Below are 18,659 nucleotides of genomic sequence, written 5' to 3' on the forward strand. Positions count from 1 at the left end.
CTGGTGTCCATCACGTTTCAGGAACGGCGGACTCCGCCTCTTGACGAGGGGCCGAACAAGGGGCTGTTATTGCCGCCACGATGTTCGGTCAAGTTGATTTCTGGTCGATTTAGATCAGCATGGACCCAGCGTAGTCGTGACCTTGCTCCCCGTTTCGGGGGGTCTGTCCTCAGGAGCCGTCATGCACCACACACCCTCCGGTCTGTCCGTCCCGGGCCCGAGCCGCCGCACTCTGCTGCGCGGCGTCGGCGGCGCGGCTGCGCTCGGCGCTGCCATTCCGCTGCTGAGCGCCTGCGGCGGCAGTGACTCGGGTTCCGACGCGAAGACCGTCACTCTTGGCTCGAACTCTTCGGACGCCGTTCCGAAGAAGGCCTTCGCCGAGATCTACGCGGCGTTCACGAAGAAGACCGGCATCAAGGTCGACGTGAACACCAAGGACCACAACACGTTCCAGGAGCAGATCAACTCCTACCTCCAGGGCACCCCGGACGACGTGTTCACCTGGTTCGCCGGCTATCGCATGCAGTTCTTCGCGGGCAAGGGCCTGGCCAGCCCGATCGACGACGTGTGGCAGAAGATCGGGGGCAACTTCCCCGACGCGATGAAGCAGCTCAGCAAGGGCGCGGACGGCAAGTACTACTTCGTGCCGCTGTACACGTACCCCTGGGCGATGTTCTACCGGAAGAGCGTGTTCAAGCAGTACGGCTACGAGGTGCCCACCACCTGGGCGCAGTTCATCGCGCTGTGCAAGCAGATGAAGAAGGACGGCCTGGTCCCGATCGCCTTCGGTGACAAGGACGCCTGGCCCGCCCTCGGCACCTTCGACCAGATCAACTTCCGTACCAACGGCTACGACTTCCACGTCGAGCTGATGGCCGGAAAGGCATCCTGGACCGACGCGAAGGTTCGCGCCACGTTCGACAACTGGGCCGAAATTCTCCCCTACAGCCAGGAGGGATCGACCGGCCGTACGTGGCAGGACGCGGCCCAGACCCTCGTCTCGAAGAAGGCCGGCATGTACTTGCTGGGCACCTTCGTGGGCCAGCAGTTCACGAACGCGACCGATGCGGCGGACCTCGACTTCTTCGCGTTCCCGGAGATCGACCCCTCCTTCGGGCAGGACACGGTCGAGGCGCCGACCGACGGCTTCATGCTCTCCAAGGCGCCGAAGAACAAGGCCGGTTCCGTCCAGCTTCTGGAGTTCCTCGGCACCACGGAGGCCGAGCAGATCTACCTCAAGGCCGACCCGAACGTCGTCGCCGCCTCCAGCAACGCCGACACCTCCTTGTACAGCCCGCTGCAGAAGAAGGCGTACGCGATGATCACCGGCGCGAAGAGCCTCACCCAGTTCATGGACCGCGACAGCCGCCCGGACTTCACCTCCACGGTGATGCAGCCCGCGCTGCAGAAGTTCATCCGTGACCCCAAGGACATCGACAGCCTGCTCGCGTCCATCGAGCGCCAGAAGAAGACGATCTTCGCTTCCTCATGAGCAACTCCGACTCGATTCCCGTGATCCCGGGGGCGGCCGACGTGCCGCCTCCGGGGGGTACCCGCACCCCTTCGTCCCCGGCCAGCCGCAAGCCGCCCTACGGTCACCGCAGGCTGCTGACCCGCCGGGACAGGATCACCCTCGGCTTCATGGCGGGCCTGCCGACCTTCCTGCACATCGCCCTCGTGTGGGTGACGGCCTTCGCCTCGGTGGCGCTGGCCTTCACCACCTGGGACGGCATCGGCTTCGACTCCATCAAGTGGGTCGGGCTGCAGAACTTCCGTGAACTGTTCACCAGCAACCCGCAGTTCTGGCCGGCCGTCCAGCACAACATCATCTGGTTCGTCGTCCTCATCCTGATCCCGACCCCGCTGGGTCTGTTCCTGGCCGTGCAGCTGGACAAGAACATCCGGTTCACCCGGGTCTACCAGACGGCGTTCTTCCTGCCGGTCGTGGTGTCGCTGGCGGTCACCGGGTTCGTCTGGCAGCTGGTCTACAACCCGGACACGGGCCTGATCAACAGCCTGATCGGCGCCAACAAGCCCGGCCACTACATCGACTGGATCGGTGACCCGGACCTCAACCTGTGGGCCATCCTGGTGGCCGCCTGCTGGCGGCACACCGGCTACATGATGATCCTCTACCTGGCCGGCCTCAAGGGCGTCGACCCGTCCCTGCGCGAGGCATCCTCGCTGGACGGCGCCAACGAGTGGCAGACGTTCAAGAACGTCATCTTCCCGACCCTGCGCCCCACCAACACCATCGTCCTGGTCGTCACGATCATCGAATCGCTGCGCGCCTTCGACCTGGTGTTCGTCTTCAACAAGGGCGCCCAGGGCACCGAACTGCTGTCGATCCTGATCACCAACAACATCATCGGCGAGTCCAGCCGGATCGGTTACGGCTCCGCGATCGCCGTCGTCCTGCTGGTGATCTCCCTCGTCGTGATCATCCCGTATCTGATCAGCACCTTCCGGAAGGAGCGGCGGGCATGAGCGCTCCCACCCTGGCCGCGCGGCCACCCGCGAACAGGCCCGCGAAGGGGCGCGCCCCCGTCCGCCCCGCCCGCGTGCTCCTGCACGTCTTCCTCATCACCATGTCGCTGGCGTGGGTCGCACCCCTGCTGTGGGCGATGTACGCGGCCCTGCGCCCGTACGCCGAGACCAGCACCAAGGGCTATGTGTCCTGGCCCGACAAGCTGAGCTTCGCCAACTTCAAGAACGCTTTCACGCAGTCGGACATGCTGCACTACTTCGGGAACACGCTGGTCATCGCTGTCCCGGCGGTGCTGCTGACGCTGTTCCTGTCGTCGATGGTCGCCTTCTACGTGAGCCGCTTCGACTTCCGGATCAACCTGTTCCTGCTGCTGGTCTTCACCGCGGGCAACCTGCTCCCGCAGCAGGTCATCATCACCCCGCTGTACCGCATGTACCTGCTCATCGACCTGCCCGGGATCACCGCCTCGGGCAAGTTGTACGACTCCGCGCTGGGCCTCGTCCTCATCCACATCGCGTTCCAGTCGGGCTTCTGCGCGTTCGTGCTCTCCAACTACATGCGGATGCTCCCGCACGAACTGACCGAGGCCGCCCTCGTCGACGGCGCGTCGGTGTGGCGAATGTACTGGCAGATCGTGCTGCCGCTGTGCCGTCCGGCGATGGCGGCCCTGGGCACCCTGCTCTCCATCTGGATCTACAACGACTTCTTCTGGGCGATCGTCCTCATCTCCACCGGCGAGAACATGCCGATCACCTCGGCCCTCAACAACCTCTCCGGCCAGTACTTCACCGACCCCAACCTGGTCGCCGCAGGTGCGCTGTTGACCGCGATCCCCACCCTGATCGTGTACTTCACACTCCAGCGCCAGTTCGTCAGCGGCCTCACGCTGGGCGCCAACAAGGGCTGAGGCCCGCGTCGTTGGAAACACCACAAGCAACTCAGGAAGTTGACCGATGAAGCGCGAACTCGCTGTCCCCGGTATCGCGTACGGGGGCGACTACAACCCCGAGCAGTGGCCCGAGGAGGTCTGGGCCGAGGACATGCGCCTCATGCACGAGGCCGGGGTGACCATGGTCAGCGTCGGCATCTTCTCCTGGGCGCTGCTCGAACCGGCCGAGGGCGTCTACGACTTCGCCCGCATGGACCGTCTCCTCGACCTCCTCCACGAGAACGGCATCGCCGCCGACCTCGCGACCCCGACAGCGGCCCCGCCCGCCTGGTTCTTCCGCAAGTACCCCGAGGCGCTGCCGGTGGACAAGGACGGGCGCCGGCTCTCGTACGGCAGCCGTCAGACGTTCTGCCCCTCCAGCCCCGCCTACCGGGAGGCCGCCCTGCGGATCGCGGGTGCGCTGGCGGAGCGGTACGCGGACCACCCGGCGGTCGCGATGTGGCACGTCCACAACGAGTACGGCTGCCACAACCCCGCCTGCTACTGCGACGAGAGTGCGGAATCCTTCCGCCGCTGGCTGCGGGCGCGGTACGGGGACGACCTGGCGGCGCTGAACGACGCCTGGGGCACCACCTTCTGGAGCCAGTGGTACTACGACTGGGCCGAGATCATCCCGCCCCGTGCGACCGGTGCCGTCCCCAACCCGGCCCACCAACTCGACTGGCGCCGCTTCTGCAGCGACGAGCTGCTGTCGCTGTACACGGCGGAGCGGGACGTGCTGAGGGCGGCGGCACCCGCCACCCCGGCCACCACCAACTTCATGGTGATGTACAACTTCGACGCCCTCGACTACTGGCGCTGGGCCCCGGAGCTGGATGTCGTCGCCAACGACCACTACCTCCGCTCGACCGACCCCGAGTCGGAGATCGACATCGCGCTGAGCGGCGATCTCATGCGGTCGCTCGCGGGCGGCCCCTGGTTCCTGATGGAGCACTCCACGGGCGCGGTGAACTGGCAGCCGGTCAACAGGGCCAAGACGGCAGGGGAGTTGCGCCGCAACGCGCTCGCGCATGTCGCCCACGGCGCGGACGGCATCGCGTACTTCCAGTGGCGGGCCGCGAAGGCGGGCGCGGAACAGTGGCACTCGGCGATGCTTCCGCACGCCGGCACGGACAGCCAGATCTGGCGTGACGTGGTGGAACTGGGCTCCGATCTACGGGCGTTGGCCGAGGTACGCGGCAGCACGGGCACGGCTTCGGTGGCCATCGTCTGGGACTGGAACGCCCGTTGGGCACTGGAACTCCCCTCCCAGCCGAACGGCGAACTCCGCTTCCTGGACCTCGTACGGGACTGGTACGAGCCGCTGTGGCGGGCGGGCGTGGCGGTGGACTTCGTACGGCCGGACGCGGCACTGGACGGCTACCGGCTGGTGCTGGCCCCCAGCCTCTACCTGGTCGACGACGAGGGCGCGGCGAACCTCACCGGCTTCGCGGAGCGCGGCGGCACCTTGGCCGTCAGCTTCCACAGCGGTGCCGTGGACGCCAACTGCCATGTGCGGCTGGGGGGTTACCCGGGCGCGTTCCGGGAGGCCCTCGGGGTACGGGCGGACGAGCTGTTCCCCCTGCTGCCGGGCGAGGAAGTCGGGCTCGGCGGCGGCAGCACCGGGTCGCTGTGGACGGAGCGGCTGCGGCTGGAGAGTCCGGGTGCGGAGGCGGTGCTGTCGTACACGGACGGTCCGTTGACCGGTGTCCCGGCGGTGACGTGCAACTCGCTGGGGGCGGGCACCGGTTGGTACCTGGCGACCCGGCCGGACGCGTCGACGCTGGGTGCGCTGCTCGCCCGTATGTGCGCGGAGGCGGGTGTCGAGGGGGTGCGGGCGACTCCGGCGGGGGTGGAGGCGGTGCTGCGGCGGGGTTCCGACGCGGACTTCCTGTTCCTCATCGACCACGCGGGCGACGGGGCCGAGGTCACGGTGCCGGAGGGAGCGACCGAACTCCTCACCGGGGCGGCGTTGACCGGCGGCTCGGTACGGATCGCGCCGGGCGGGGTGGCGGTCGTACGGGAGCCGCGACCGTAGGGCGACCCGCCCTGCCTCCAACCGGCTTGCACGAAGGCCCTCTTGATGAGGTGTCAGGTCGCTCATACCCTGCTCTCCTGGATCGTTGACCAGGGGAGCAGGGTTGACCACGTCCGACGAAGATGTGCTCCGGGCCGTCGAGCGTTACCTCTCTGGTCGGGGCCGCGACGTACGCCTGGTCGTGCCCACCACGGCGCGACTGACCAGGCGTACGTTGCTCGACTTCCGTATCGTCCGCCGGACCGTGGTGCGGGGCAGGCCGGTGCCCCGGAGCATTCCGGGGAAGAGGCTGAGTGAGATCTCCAAGCGGCCCAGCTACACCGACCTCGCCACTCATCCCGTTGAAGTGCCCTCCGGCTTCGCCGAAGCAACCCCGGTGACACTGGTGTTGGAGGGGTCGGTGGCCGAGACTCCGTGCCGGGACCGTGACTGCGACGGTGGCAAGGTGGACTGCACGGAATGCGGCGCGAGCGGCAGGGTCGACTGCCCGAAGACGGTGAAGTGCCGTGGCTGTGGAGGTGGCGTCGACGCGTGCTGGTCGTGCGCCGGAACGGAGAAGAAGGGCACCCGCAAGCCGCCCGCGAACGCTCGGAGCAACCAGGCGAGGACCGACTGGTGCAGGCTCTGCGGTGAGCACGACGTGGCCTGTCCCAAGTGCCTCGGCAAGCGGACGAAGCCCTGCGGTGTCTGCAAGGGGAAGGGCTTCCGCACCTGCGACACCTGCGACGGCGACAAGCGCTTGAAGCACGGCCCGTGCGGCGGCAGCGGGTTCGTCACCACGTTCACCGAGGTGGAGATCCGTTTCCCCGTGGAGCGGGACAAGGTTCGGGTCCGGGACCTGCCCCACCTCTGGTGGCCGACCTCCCCCTCGCGGGCGAGCTGGCGCGAGAAGCGGCTGACGGACGTCACGGACAAGCTCCCGGCCGACCTGCCGGACACCCTCCGCGCCCGGGTCGAACCCAAACTGGCCCTCATCAATGGGGAAGCCACCCGCGAGGCGACCCTGCGCTATCTGCCGGTGGCCCGCGTCACGGTCGTCGACGACCTGGAGTGGGTGTACTTCGCCTTCCCCGACCGACAGGGGCCCGACGCCCTCAAGGTCGTGCGGCGCCCCTCGAAACAGGTGGTCCTGCGTGTCTCGGGCATCGCGGCGGCGTCGGTCGTGATCGCCGTACTGGTGACGGTGCTGGTCGTGAGCGCGATCGGCTGAGCGGCCGGAACGGGTTCACGGCGCCTCCCTCCCGCAGGCACCCGCCACCCGAACGCACGTGCACTGGTCACCTGGGACCGGCGTGCTCCCTTTCGAGGACGGCTCGGAACGTCCGCGCGGGCCGGCCGGTGAGGTGCTGGACGGTGTCGGTGACACGGTCCTCCGCACCCTCCGCGATGGCACGGTCCATGCCGGCCAGCATGGCGGCGAACTCCGGTGGGATCAGCGCCGTGGACGTGAGGTGGTCGCGCATCTCCTCGTACGACAGCTGGTGGTGGACGACGGGCCGGCCGGTGACCTCGGTGGTGATCGCGGCGATGTCGTCGTAGCTGAGCGCCTCCGGCCCGGTGATGACGAGGTCGGTGTCGGGGGCTTGTTCGTCGGTCAGGGCGTGGACGGCGACGGCCGCGATGTCGTCGGCGTCGACGAAACCGACCCGGCCGTCGGCGGTGGCGCTCCGGATGGTGCCGTCCGCACGGATGCCGGCGGCGTGCAGGTGCGTGCCCGTGAAGTTCTGCATGAACCACGAGGGCCGCAGCACCGCCCACTGCTCGAACAGACCGGGCAGGGCCTGGTGCACCTTTCCCACCGCAGGGCCGCCCTCGGGGATGGCCGAGGAGCTCAGCAGCACCGCACGGAGCACGCCGGCGCTGCGGGCCTGCCGGAGGAACGGCAGCATGACCGCGGCCGGATCGGAGTCGCCGACGGGCGGTACGAGGTAGAGGCGGTCGACTCCGTCGAGTGCGGCGGCATGGGTGGCGGGGTCGTACCAGTCGAAGGTGATCGCCTTCGCGCCTGCCTGGCCTCCCACACCTCCGGTGGCGTTACGGCTGGCGGCCCTGACGCGATGGCCGGCGGCTGCCAGCTGCGCGACCGTGCGGCTGCCGGTGGTGCCCGTCGCGCCGATGACGAGAGTGGTGCCGGTGACGGTCATCGGCCGGCACCGGCGAAGTCGGTGGCGGGCTCGAGGACCGCGAGCGGGTTCCAGTAGTCGCGGTAGGAGAGGATGCGCCCGTCCCGCACGGTCACGACGGCGATGTACGTCATGTCGAAGGGACTGCCGGTCTCCACCAGGAGGCCGACGCCACGCATCTCCACCACGATGACCTGCGGATCGAGGGTCTCGTGGATCTGCACGGCGGGGAAGTCGTGAAGGTCGATGTGGTCGGGATACGGGCGCATGTAGGCGGCGATGGCCTCCTTGCCGTCCAGACGCTCGGGCCAGCCTTCGGGGGCGAAGGGGAACTCCAGGACGCCGTCCTCGGCCCACAGGTCGAGCCACCCGGGGATGTCCTTGTCGAGCAGCAGTCGCAGGCTGTGGCGGTAGAGATCCGCCGGGGAAACCGGTACGGACATGAGTGTCCTCCATCTCGTACATCTCGTAGAATTCGGACCGGGGGTCCGCTTTTACGATACGGACCCCGGGTCCGTTTAGCAACCGGAGGAGTCGCATGCCCGAGCGCAAGCCCCGCGAGGATGCCGCCCGTAACCGCGAGGCCGTCCTCGCGGCCGCCGACGGCCTCTTCGCCCGCAGCGACGGGCCCGAGGACGTCACCATGGCCGATGTCGCGGCAGCCGCCGGCGTCGGCAAGGGAACCCTCTTCCGTGCCTTCGGTGACCGCGCCGGGCTGCTCCGCGCCCTGTACGAGGCGCGCCTCGAACCGATCAGGGAGGCCGTCGAGTCCGGCCCGCCGCCCCTGGGGCCCGCCACCCCGCCGCGGGAGCGCGTGCCCGCCCTGCTCGACGCCGTCCTGTGCTTCAAGCTCGACAACCGCCGCCTCTCGCTGGCTCTGGAGGAGAGCGGGAGCGGCAGCCCGTACCAGGCGGAGCACTACGCGCGCTGGCACGGACTGCTCCGAGCCGTGCTGGACCAGATCCCCGGTCCGACCGACAACGACTTCACCGCCCACGTCCTGCTGGCCGCAGTCCGAGCCGATCTCGTCGAGCACCTGGCGGGGCGGGAAGGCGTGCCGCACGAGAGGATGCGCGCCCAGTTGGCGAATCTCACCGAGAGATTCCTGGGCGCTGGCCTCAGTGCCTAACAGCCTTTACTCAGGCGCGAGTTGAGTACATGTACTCATACCCGGAGGCAGCTGGGCGGCCAGGATTGGGGCAACGGAGCGGCCGAGAAGGCCGGTCCGATCCAGCTGATCCTGACAGGGGAAAATCTCATGGCGCGTCGTACCGTTCTGGCCGTTACCGCTGGTGTCGTCGTCCTCGGCGGTGCCGGAGCCTTCGCCCTCGCCTACGCCGGGGAGCAGCCTCCCTCGGTGACGCACAGTGCCGCCGGTTACGCGGCCCCGGTCGGTGACCGCGCCGGTTCGTTGACCTTCACCACCGATGTCACGGCGTCCTCCGGTGTCAAGTCCGTGAAGGTCCTGGCCTGGCCGGCGAACTCGGAGTTCGCCAAGAAGGGCTTGACCGTCAAGGACATGGCCTCCGTGGAGTCGGCCGTGTGCAAGCCGTCCGGCGGGGACACCGTGCACTGCACCTACAAGGTGCCCGTGACCCGCGCCGACGCCGAGACGTCCGAGCGTGGCGTGTGGCACGTCGCCGTCCTGGCCACCTCGAAGGACGGCGACACGAAGCTGGTCACCAAGGCCGCGGACTTCACCGTCGCGTGATCCGATGGGCCGGTGATGTTCGACGTGGAGCGTGTGCTCCCGGACCGGTCCCGGCCTCCGGGGTCGAGGAAGGCAGGTCGGGATGTCGGCGAACGAGCCGTGGCGTATGTCGGTCGACGGTGAGGAGTTCGAGGTCAGCGGGCGGGACGACACCCCGGGCAGCTACGACCTCACCTGGCTGACCGGCCCCGACCCCCAGTACGGCTTCGGGTTCAGCACCCACCCGCCGGTACCTGCCGACCGGGCCCAACTGGAGGAGGCCGTCCGGGACTTCCTCTCACAGGTGGACCCTGAGACCGGACACATCGAGTAACTCCGGCAGGAGGCGTACCCACGCCCTCCCCTCCCGCTACTCCCTCCCTTCCGTCAAATCCCGCCCGGCGACAGGTACTCCTCCACCCGCCCCACCCCCCAGACCTCGCCGATCTTATGCCGGATGTCGAACAGGTTCGCCGCGTGGACCCCCGCGTCCCGGTCGCCCACCGCCTCCTCGACCACCACCGGAACGAACCCGTGCTGCATAGCATCGAGCGCGGTGGCCCGTACGCAGCCGCTGGTCGTCAGGCCGGCGATGAGGACGGTGTCGATGCCGTGGGAGGTGAGGTACGTGGACAGGGGCGTGCCGAAGAAGGCGCTCGGGTACTGCTTCGTCACCGTCAACTCCGTTTCCCTGGGCGCCAGTCCCTTGATGAACTCGCCGTACGGGCTGCCCTCCACGAACGCCCGCAGGCTCGGCACCTTGCGGAAGAAGACGCCTCCGTCGCTGCCGTCGGGGCGCAGGACGACGCGCGTCACGATCACCGGGATTCCGGCCGCGCGGGCAACCGACAGCAGCCCTCTCATCGCCTCGGCCGCGCCCTCCGCGCCCGCCCCCGCGTACAGGGGGCAGGCGGGATCGACGTACGCCCGGGCCGGGTCCACGAGGAGGAGGGCGGGGGAGGTACCGGGAGTCAGCCGGCCGGCCAGGCCCGCGCGTTCGTAGTCCTTCTCCTGATCTTCCTCCTGACCCCCCGCCGACCCGGTTCCCGGCACCGGCGTCACGCCGAACTCCCCCTACCCGCTCGGCACTTCATCAGCGGCTGGATGCGCGTCCCGAAGTTCTCCAGGCCCTCCAGGAAGTCGTCGAAGACCAGCATGATGCCCTTGGTGCCGGCCACCTCGGCGACCTCGTCGAGCATCCTCGCCACGCTTTCGTACGAGCCGACCAGTGTTCCCATGTTGAAGTTGACCGCGCCCTCGGGCAGCGCGATCGTGCGGGCCGTCGACGTTCCCGTGGACGTCGTGTCCGCCTCAGTCTCGCCGGCCATGTACGCCAGCGCCGCTCGGTCGGCGTTGTCGTGGTAGTCCTGCCACTTGGCCTGGGCCGCTTCGTCGGTCTCGGCCGTGATGATCATGAAGAGGGAGAGGGCGCCCACGTCCCGGCCGGTGCGCTCGGCCTCCTCCACCAGCGTCGCCGTGCTGCCCGCCAGGGCCGTCGGGGTGTTGACACCGCTGCCCAGGATGAAGTTGTACTCCGCGTGCTCCGCGGCGAACTTCATGCCGGTGCCGCTCTGACCGGCCGCGACGATGTCGATGTGCCCGTCCGCCGGGCGCGGGGAGAGGACGCAGTCGTCCATCTCGTAGAACTCGCCCTTGAAGTTGCTGACGCCGTCGCGCCACAGGTCCTTCATCACGGTGACGTACTCGACGGCGCGCGCGTAGCGGTTGCCGAAGTGGTCGTCGCCGGGCCACAGGCCCATCTGGGAGTACTCGCCGGGGGCCCAGCCCGTCACGATGTTGATGCCGAAGCGGCCGGGGGCGATCGAGTCGACCGTGACCGCCATGCGCGCGACGATCGCCGGGGGCAGCGCCAGGATGGGGGTGGAGGCGTAGAGCTTGATGCGGTCCGTCACGGCCGCGAGGCCCGCCATCAGCGTGAACGACTCCAGGTTGTGGTCCCAGAACTCCGTCTCGCCGCCGAAGCCCTTCAGCTTGATCATGGAGAGGGCGAAGTCCAGGTCGTGGGCCTCCGCCTTCTGCACGATCGCCTTGTTGAGGTCGAAGCTCGGCATGTACTGGGGTGCGCTCTTCGAGATCAGCCAGCCGTTGTTGCCTATCGGGATGAAGACGCCGATGTCCATGCCACTCCTTGGAGACAGATCCTCTGAGGCGGATCCCCGGGTGTGAAGTGCCTGCCAGTCACTTACGTTCAAAAATCAACTGTCCTTCAACGGCACGCTACATGGCCCTGATGACGATGGAATGTCACACAACCTGCCCCGGAATCACGCTTGTTGCTGCCTCGACGGCCAGTGAAGGTGACCGGAGGTGAACGTGAGATTCCTGCAAAGTCCTGCTTGAGGTGCCATTTGAACGGTAAAACTTCAAGTATGAACGCACGGCTGGAACTGCTCGGCTCGGTGGACCCCGGTGTCGCTGAGAGCGAGGTCTTCCGGCTGGCCCTTCAGCACGCGGTGGCGGAGCTGGGCGCGCTCGGGGGAACGATTCACCTCCGGGGCCCCATGTCGGCCCTGCGGCTGGTGTCGGCCACCGGTCTGCCCACGGCCCTCACCGGTCCCTGGGAGATCATCGATCAGGAAGGCCCGCTGGCCCCCGCCCGTGCCCTGTACGAGGACTTCCACCACGGCCGAGGTGTGTGGATACCCGGGGCGGACGAGCACGCCGGCTCCGCGACCCCCGACGGCCCGTCGAGTGCGCCCATCCCCGGTAGCGGCCTCGCCGCCGTGCCCGTCATCCGCCGGGACCGCAGCATCGGAGCCCTCACCGTCATCACCGGTGACCGCGGTGAACCGACCCCCGCCCACTGGCGGTTCCTGCGTGCGGTCGTCGCCTGGACCGAGGAACGCATGGTCCAGGCGCCCCCGCCGGCCGGTCCCGTCCACTCGGAGATGAGCGGCGACCGGCTTCGCCAGGCGCTGAAGGAGGTCCGGGTCGGGTCGTGGGACTGGCACATCAACAGCGGTGAACTCATCTGGGACGAAGCCGCGATGGAGCTGTACGGCACCCGCCCCGAGGAGTACACCGCCCGCGTCGAGAACTGGATGCGCTGCGTCCACCCCGACGACCTCGGACCGACCCTCGCCCTCGTCGACCAGGCGATCCGCGGCCACTCGGTGTTCGAGGCGGAGTACCGCGTACGGGCCCTGGACGGCACGTACGGCTGGCACCAGGCGCGCGGCCGGGCGACGTACGACGAGAACGGCGAGCCTCTGCGCCTGATCGGGATGGGCTGGGACAGCAACGAGTCGCGCACCGCCCGGGACGCGCTCAGCCGGGCCCTGCGGCACATGAGCGACGGGTTCCTCGCGGTCGACGACACCTGGCGGATCACCTTCGCCAACCTGGAGGCCGAACGCACCCTCGGCCTCTCCGAGGCGGAGCTGTTCGGGCGGGTCCTGTGGGACCTGCCGACCGTGCGGGAGCTGCCCGATCTGGAGAGGCGCTGCCGGAAGGCCGCCGCCGAGGAAAAGTCGGTCGGCTTCGACATCTGCGTGCCCGGCACCGGCCGTCGCCACCACCTGCGACTGGTCCCGGGCCCCGACGGCCGCACCCTCTACCTCCAGGACGTCACCGAGAAGCGGGCGCACGAGGAGGAACGCCGGTCCGCCGAGCGCGACGCCTCCGAACGCGCCGCCCGAATAGCCGAGTTGACCGCCGCGCTCGCCAAGGCGACGACCTCGCGGGACGTCGTCGACGCGGTCGGCCGACGCGTGATGCCGCCGTTCGGCGCGGCCGGCCTCATCGTCCAGACCATCGAGGACGACCGGCTCCGCAACGTCGGAGCCATCGGCTACTCGGACGACTTCCTCGACAGGGTCAACAACAGTCCGATGGCCCCCGGCTGGCCCAGCTGGGACGTGATCAGCAGCGAGACCCCCGCGTTCTTCGCGTCCCCGGAGGAGTTCACCGCCAGCTATCCCGATCTGGCGCCCCTCCCCGGGCACAGCGGCAAGCAGGCCTGGGCGTTCCTGCCGCTGACCGCGTCCGGCAAAACCTTCGGCGTCTGCTCGGTCAGCTTCGACAACCCACGCGGCCTCACCGAGGAGGACCGCACCCTCCTGACCACGATCAGCGCCCTCGTCGCCCAGGCCCTGGCCCGGGCCCGTCTCTACGACGCCGAGCACAGCCGCTCCCGCGAACTCCAACGCGGCCTGCTGCCACGCGAGTTGCCCAACCTGCCCGCGTGCACGGCGGCCGCCCGCTACCTTCCCGCCGCGCAGGGCACGGACGTCGGCGGCGACTGGTACGACATCATCCCGCTCTCCGGCGGCCAGGTCGCCCTCGTCGTCGGCGACGTCATGGGCCACGGCCTGCCCCAGGCGGCCACCATGGGCCGGCTGCGCACAGCCGTCCACACCCTGGCCGACCTCGAGCTGCCCCCCGACGAGATCATGAGCCACCTCAACGACATCGTCGGCAACATGGGCGAGGAGTCGTACGTCACCTGTCTGTACGCCCTCTACGACTCCATCACCCAGACCTGCTCCATCACCCGCGCCGGGCATCCGCCGCCGGCGGTCGTCCACCCCGACGGCACGGTGTACTTCCCGGCCCTCACCGCCGACCCGCCCCTCGGCGCGGCCGAACCCCCCTTCGAGACCGTCGAGTTGAAGGTCCCCGAGGGCAGCCTGCTGGTGCTGTACACGGACGGTCTGGTCGAGTCGTCCAAGCGGGAGATCGACGAGGGCATGGGCCAACTCGCCCGCCTGTTAAGAGGGGCGTACGAGGCCGGTACGGAAGGGGACCTCGAAGGGCTCTGCGACACGCTCACCGCGGGACTGCTCCCCGCCGAGCAGCCGAACGTCGACGACGCGGCCCTGCTCGTCGCCCGTCTGCACGCCCTGACCGGCGACCGGGTCGCCACCTGGCCGCTGCCCGAGGACCCGAGGGCGGCAGGCCAGGCCCGTCGCCATGTCCGCGAACAGCTCTCCGTCTGGGGCCTGGACGACCTCACGCCCACCACGGAACTCCTGGCCAGCGAACTGGTCGGCAACGTCGTACGGCATGCCAAGGGACCCGTCCAACTCCGGCTGCTGCACGGCGCCGAGCTGATCTGTGAGGTCTTCGACGGCAGCCTCACGATGCCGCGGATCCGCCGGGCGACGGAGACGGACGAGGGGGGCCGTGGGCTGCAGTTGATCACCGCTCTGTCCCAGCGGTGGGGGACGCGTTACACGCCGACCGGCAAGTGCATCTGGACGGAGCAGGCGCTGCTTCCTCCGGAGGGTGGGCGGGGTGAAGCGCACGCGGATGGGCTGGAGTTGATGTTTCTGAATGCGGGGGACTTCGATGACATTCCGGAGTTGAGAGGGCTCGGGGATCTGAACTGAGCCCTCTCCTCGGGTAGTTGGTTTGCTGCGGGCGGTGGGGGCTTGTCGCGCAGTTCCCCGCGCCCCTGGCGGGTGGGGCTAGTTCTGGTAGACCTTGTCCGTTCCCGGGCCGCCCGAGAGGGTGTCGCGGCCGGCGCCGCCGTGCAGGACGTCGTTGCCGCTGTTGCCGTAGAGCGTGTCGTTGCCCTCGTCGCCGTACAGACGGTCGTTGCCCTTGCCGCCGTAGAGGAAGTCGGTGCCCGCCAGTCCGTGCAGGATGTCGTTTCCGTCATCGCCGTACAACGCGTTCTCGTTGCCGTCCGAGTCCGCGCCGCCGGTGAGCGAGTCGTTGCCGGCGCCTCCGTGGCACGCGCTGAAGCACTCGGTGAGAACGTCGTTCCCGGCGCCGCCGAACGCTCCGATACCCCAGATCCCGCCCCCGCCGCCGATGCGGTCGTTGCCGTCCTGGCCGTAGAGCACGGTCGAACCGTTGCCCCGCAGAACGTCGTTGCCCTTGCCGCCGTAGACCGTGACGTACGCGGAGCTGTCGGCGGCGATCGTCCCGGTGTCGTTGCCGTCGCCCAGGTCGACGTCGAAGTCGTCGGAGTCGTCGGAGCCGTTCGGGATACCGACCGCGCAGCGGGCGACCGTGTGGTCGGTCGCCGTCGGGTACACGCACTCGTCCTGAGCCGCCGCCGTCGCGTCGATGGCGATGTCGGCGTGGTCGCGGAAGGTGAGGATGTAGTAGGTGTCGAACTCGTTGTCGCGGACCTCCACCTTCACGGACACCGTCAGCCGGTTGGCCTGCCCTGCGTTCGCCTTGTACCAGAGCTCGCCGTCCGTGTGGCGCAGCGTGCCCGCCTTCGGAGTGGCCGCCTGGGCGGTGGAAGCGGTGAGCGCCGTCGCGCCCAGGGCGAAGGTGAGGGCGAGTGCGGTGGTGGTCGCGGCGGCGATCCTGCGGTGTGTACGCATGGCGAAGCAGCCCTTTCGGGGAGTGGTGCCGTGGGTGGGTGTGTCGCGGGCGACAGTCCCGACTGATCACCCGTTAGACACCGGACCGGGGGCCGGGGTTGTACGGGAAACCGGAATTCCGAAACATGCCGAATCGCGGCGGAATCGCTGTGATCCACGGCTCCTGAGCAAACCCGCACCGCCGTTCGACCCTCTAGGAGAGGGGGGCCGAGCGAGCCGAGGGGACAGACAGACACGTGCCGGTCATGGGCCAGCGGTCGCACCTCGTGCTGCTCACCGCCTGGACGATCCTGTGGTTCGCCCTGGTCGAGCCGCACGGCGGGTTCTCCTGGCACTATCTGCGCACCGGCGGGGAGCTGATCTACGAGAACCCGGAGAGCCCCGACGGCGGCCTGAACCTGTACGCCCATCACCCCGAACTCCAGATGGGACCCGTCAGTTTCCTGACGGCCGGCCTGCTGAATCCTTTCTCCGAGCCCGTCGGGCAGTTTCTGGCCGCCGCCGTGATGTCCCTGCTCGGCCTGGTGATCCTCGTGGTGGCCGGCCGCAGCGCCGCCCAGTACTTCCTGGGCACCGGCACCAACCACCAGCGACTGCGACAGCGCGTACTGGTCGCGGGCCTCGCCTTCATCCCGATGTGGATCGAGGTCGCGGTCCGCTTCGGCCACCTCGACGACGTCCTGGCCCTCTTCTTCACCGCCCTGGCTGTACGTTCCCTCACCCGCGGCGACGCGGCTGCGACCGGCGTGATGCTCGCCCTCGCGGTCGACTCGAAACCGACCGCGCTCGCCTTCCTCCCGCTTCTCCTGGCCCTGCCGAGAGACCGGTGGCCGCGCGCGGCTCTCTGGTGCGCCGGCCTGGTCGCGGTCGTCTGGCTGCCGTTCTTCCTCGGCGCCCCGCACTCGTTCGCCGCCGCCGAGTTCGTCATCCCCAACCAGCCCGCGTCCGCGCTGCGCCGTCTCGGCGTCGGCGATCCGGTGACCCCGCCCTGGGTACGGCCCGCGCAGGCCGCGGCGGGCGTGGCGCTGGGCTGCGTCGCGGTGTGGCGGGGACGCTGGCCCGCCGTCGTCCTGCTCGGCGCCAACGCCCGCATCGTCCTCGACCCCAGCGTCTACACGTACTACACGGCCTCGGTCCTCCTCGGCACCCTGCTGTGGGACGTGATCGGGCAGCGGCGGCTGGTGCCGTGGTGGAGCTGGATCGCGCTGATCACCCTGTACGGCAGCGTCTTCGCGGTACCGGACGACGCGGCCCGGGGCCTGGTCCGCCTGGGCTTCGTCACGGTGTCCACGGCGTACGTCCTGTTCTGGCCGGTACGGGACCGACGGCGGCGACGGTCCGGGGCTCCGCAGGCCCCTGCCCCGCAGACCTCGGCGGAGTCGCCGCCCCGCGACTCGTGGGCCTCGGCGAGGAGGCGGTAGCCGCTTGGCGTCGGGGTGTTGGTGCGGGCGGCGGGACGAGGAAAGCGACCAGGTCGGCGGTCACGACCACGGGCCTGCGGTCGAAGGGGGGCGCGTTGTCCTGCGCCGCTACGCGGTGACAATCGGCTGTACGACACTCGACCTGCCGGCGTTCACGGCAACCCTGGCCTGAGGGTCCGGTCGCCGGAACCCCGACTGCGGAGCCATCAACTCCCGCCTCCGCAAACGGTGTTGTACGTCGCTGCCATCAGCAGCAGCTACCTGCGACGCACGCTGCCTTCGAGTCGGAGCCGGCGTCGGCCTTGACGACGTAGACCTCCCAGGGTTCCTGACCGGGGCCGTGGACCCAGACCTTGTCCTGGAGGGCGTAGCAGCAGGTGGTGTCGTTCTCCACGTCGGTGATCAGGCCGGCCTCGCTCAGGCGGGCGGTCGCGGCGTGGACGGCCTCGGTGCTCTCGACCTCCACCCCGAGGTGGTCCAGGCGCGTCGCCTCGTCCGCGGTGCCCTCGATGAGGACGAGCTTGAGCGGGGGCTCGGTGACGGCGAAGTTGGCGTAGCCGTCGCGGAGTTTGGCGGGTCCGGTGCCGAAGAGCCTGCTGTAGAAGGCAACGGACGCGGCGAGATCGGGGACGCGGAGAGCGAGCTGTACGCGGGATGCCATGGCGAACCTCCTGGGCGGACCTGGTTGTATCGATATCCATCGATCTCCTGCGCGGCCAGCGTGACACTTGCTTCGATGAGTGTCAATATAGATGCATGTCGAATACGAAGGTGCTGCCGCTGCCGCTGCTCGACCCGGCCCCCGGCGAGACCGCGGCGCCCTGCTGCCCGCCGCTGACCGAGCGCCCGTTCACCGCGGAGGAGGCTGAGACGGCCGCGCGGATGTTCAAGGCGCTCGGCGATCCGGTGCGTCTGCGGTTGTTCTCGGCGGTGGCCTCCCACGAGGGCGGCGAGGCGTGTGTCTGCGACATCTCCGACGTCGGGGTCTCCCAGCCGACCGTCTCCCACCACCTGAAGAAGCTCAAGGAGGCCGGCCTGCTCAGCTCCGAGCGGCGCGGCACATGGGTGTACTACCGGGTCGAGCCGTCGGTACTGGCCGCGATGGGCAGGCTGCTTCTGACGACCATGTCGGCCGCGGATTAGGCACGACCACCAGCAGCAACAGCTGACATCCCTCCCAGCTCACGTCATCCCGTGACGAAGGAAGAACCGATGACCTCCCCGCCGCTAGCCTCCGTGCTCTTCGTCTGCGTCCACAACGCCGGCCGTTCCCAGATGGCCGCCGGCTTCCTCGGTCACCTCGCGGGCGACCGGATCGAGGTCCGCTCCGCCGGCTCCCTCCCGGGCGACCGGGTCAACCCCTCCGCCGTCGAGGCCATGCGGGAGGTCGGCGTCGACATCGCCGACGCCCGGCCGAGGATCCTCACCGCCGAAGACGTCCGGGCGTCCGACTACGTCATCACCATGGGCTGCGGCGACGCCTGCCCCGTGTTCCCCGGCCGGAAGTACCTGGACTGGGCCTTGGAGGACCCGGCCGGCAAGGGCGTCGAGGCAGTCCGGCCCATCCGCGACGAGATCAGGGGCCGTATCGAGGCTCTGATCGCCGAGATCGACACCGACCGGCCCGACCGCGAGGCATGAGCGCGAAGGTATCGAAAGCGCTTCTCCT

18 protein-coding genes are annotated in these 18,659 nt (G+C 69.1%); 12 read left to right on the plus strand and 6 right to left on the minus strand.

The genetic code is table 11. The features are described 5' to 3' along the window. The first annotated feature begins 181 nt into the window (after positions 1-181). The 5 genes from OG241_RS29540 (at position 182) to OG241_RS29560 (ending at position 6,664) form a co-directional block, all read left to right on the plus strand. On the plus strand, positions 182-1,492 hold the full coding sequence (locus OG241_RS29540) for an ABC transporter substrate-binding protein (RefSeq protein ID WP_405819452.1): 1,311 nt from the start codon (positions 182-184) through the stop codon (positions 1,490-1,492). Next, entirely contained in the window at positions 1,489-2,487 is a 999-nt protein-coding gene (locus OG241_RS29545) for a carbohydrate ABC transporter permease (protein ID WP_405819454.1), read from the plus strand. The genes OG241_RS29540 and OG241_RS29545 overlap by 4 nt, the downstream gene beginning before the upstream one ends. Beyond that, positions 2,484-3,395 (plus strand): carbohydrate ABC transporter permease, encoded by a 912-nt coding sequence (locus tag OG241_RS29550; protein WP_405819455.1) that lies wholly within the window; start codon positions 2,484-2,486, stop codon positions 3,393-3,395. Before OG241_RS29545 ends, OG241_RS29550 begins: the two co-directional genes overlap by 4 nt. Positions 3,396-3,441: 46 nt before the next feature. Then, positions 3,442-5,454, plus strand: coding sequence for a beta-galactosidase (locus OG241_RS29555; RefSeq protein ID WP_405819457.1), 2,013 nt, complete (start codon positions 3,442-3,444; stop codon positions 5,452-5,454). A 103-nt stretch (positions 5,455-5,557) separates the two neighbouring features. Then, a complete protein-coding gene (locus OG241_RS29560; protein ID WP_405819458.1) occupies positions 5,558-6,664 on the plus strand; it encodes a hypothetical protein in 1,107 nt (368 codons plus the stop codon). 67 nt (positions 6,665-6,731) lie between these two features. Here the strand turns inward: OG241_RS29560 and OG241_RS29565 are convergent, their stop codons facing one another. After that, a complete protein-coding gene (locus OG241_RS29565) occupies positions 6,732-7,598 on the minus strand; it encodes an NmrA family NAD(P)-binding protein (protein WP_405819460.1) in 867 nt (288 codons plus the stop codon). Next, on the minus strand, positions 7,595-8,020 hold the full coding sequence (locus tag OG241_RS29570; RefSeq protein WP_405819461.1) for a nuclear transport factor 2 family protein: 426 nt from the start codon (positions 8,018-8,020) through the stop codon (positions 7,595-7,597). Before OG241_RS29570 ends, OG241_RS29565 begins: the two co-directional genes overlap by 4 nt. Positions 8,021-8,115: 95 nt before the next feature. Here OG241_RS29570 and OG241_RS29575 point away from each other — a divergent pair, with 95 nt between their 5' ends. The 3 genes from OG241_RS29575 to OG241_RS29585 all read left to right on the plus strand — a co-directional run bounded on the left by OG241_RS29575 (position 8,116) and on the right by OG241_RS29585 (position 9,601). Beyond that, the gene (locus OG241_RS29575) at positions 8,116-8,706 is read left to right on the plus strand and encodes a TetR/AcrR family transcriptional regulator (protein WP_405819463.1); all 591 of its coding nucleotides are present in this window, start codon (positions 8,116-8,118) and stop codon (positions 8,704-8,706) included. Positions 8,707-8,835: 129 nt separating this feature from the next. Beyond that, positions 8,836-9,288, plus strand: a complete 453-nt coding sequence (locus OG241_RS29580; RefSeq protein ID WP_405819464.1) for a DUF5707 domain-containing protein — start codon at positions 8,836-8,838, stop codon at positions 9,286-9,288. An 82-nt stretch (positions 9,289-9,370) separates the two neighbouring features. Beyond that, complete coding sequence (locus OG241_RS29585; protein WP_405819466.1) at positions 9,371-9,601, plus strand: hypothetical protein; 231 nt, start codon at positions 9,371-9,373, stop codon at positions 9,599-9,601. A 53-nt stretch (positions 9,602-9,654) separates the two neighbouring features. On the opposite strand, the gene OG241_RS29590 is transcribed toward OG241_RS29585, so the two are convergent. Then, complete coding sequence (locus OG241_RS29590) at positions 9,655-10,329, minus strand: isochorismatase family protein (protein WP_405819467.1); 675 nt, start codon at positions 10,327-10,329, stop codon at positions 9,655-9,657. Continuing rightward, complete coding sequence (gene rutA / locus OG241_RS29595; RefSeq protein ID WP_405819469.1) at positions 10,326-11,408, minus strand: pyrimidine utilization protein A; 1,083 nt, start codon at positions 11,406-11,408, stop codon at positions 10,326-10,328. Before rutA ends, OG241_RS29590 begins: the two co-directional genes overlap by 4 nt. Positions 11,409-11,657: 249 nt before the next feature. Here rutA and OG241_RS29600 point away from each other — a divergent pair, with 249 nt between their 5' ends. After that, positions 11,658-14,618 carry a SpoIIE family protein phosphatase gene (locus OG241_RS29600; protein ID WP_405819471.1) on the plus strand — a complete coding sequence of 987 codons (2,961 nt, stop codon included), beginning with the start codon at positions 11,658-11,660 and terminating at the stop codon, positions 14,616-14,618. Between the two features lie 78 nt (positions 14,619-14,696). Here the strand turns inward: OG241_RS29600 and OG241_RS29605 are convergent, their stop codons facing one another. Further along, on the minus strand, positions 14,697-15,569 hold the full coding sequence (locus OG241_RS29605) for a calcium-binding protein (RefSeq protein ID WP_405819472.1): 873 nt from the start codon (positions 15,567-15,569) through the stop codon (positions 14,697-14,699). A gap of 245 nt (positions 15,570-15,814) precedes the next feature. Between OG241_RS29605 and OG241_RS29610 the strand changes: the two genes are divergently transcribed. Further along, entirely contained in the window at positions 15,815-16,990 is a 1,176-nt protein-coding gene (locus tag OG241_RS29610; RefSeq protein WP_405826481.1) for a hypothetical protein, read from the plus strand. A gap of 247 nt (positions 16,991-17,237) precedes the next feature. Here the strand turns inward: OG241_RS29610 and OG241_RS29615 are convergent, their stop codons facing one another. Continuing rightward, positions 17,238-17,651: an ArsI/CadI family heavy metal resistance metalloenzyme gene (locus OG241_RS29615; RefSeq protein WP_405819474.1), complete on the minus strand. Its 414-nt coding sequence runs from the start codon at positions 17,649-17,651 to the stop codon at positions 17,238-17,240. A 95-nt stretch (positions 17,652-17,746) separates the two neighbouring features. On the opposite strand from OG241_RS29615, the gene OG241_RS29620 reads away from it, so the two are divergent. Both OG241_RS29620 and OG241_RS29625 read left to right on the plus strand, forming a co-directional pair. Further along, positions 17,747-18,133 carry an ArsR/SmtB family transcription factor gene (locus OG241_RS29620; RefSeq protein ID WP_405819476.1) on the plus strand — a complete coding sequence of 129 codons (387 nt, stop codon included), beginning with the start codon at positions 17,747-17,749 and terminating at the stop codon, positions 18,131-18,133. 69 nt (positions 18,134-18,202) lie between these two features. After that, positions 18,203-18,631, plus strand: coding sequence for an arsenate reductase ArsC (locus tag OG241_RS29625; RefSeq protein ID WP_405819478.1), 429 nt, complete (start codon positions 18,203-18,205; stop codon positions 18,629-18,631). The last annotated feature ends 28 nt before the right edge of the window (positions 18,632-18,659 follow it).

It is taken from the genome of Streptomyces sp. NBC_01390 (assembly GCF_045040105.1).
Lineage (GTDB): Bacteria > Actinomycetota > Actinomycetes > Streptomycetales > Streptomycetaceae > Streptomyces.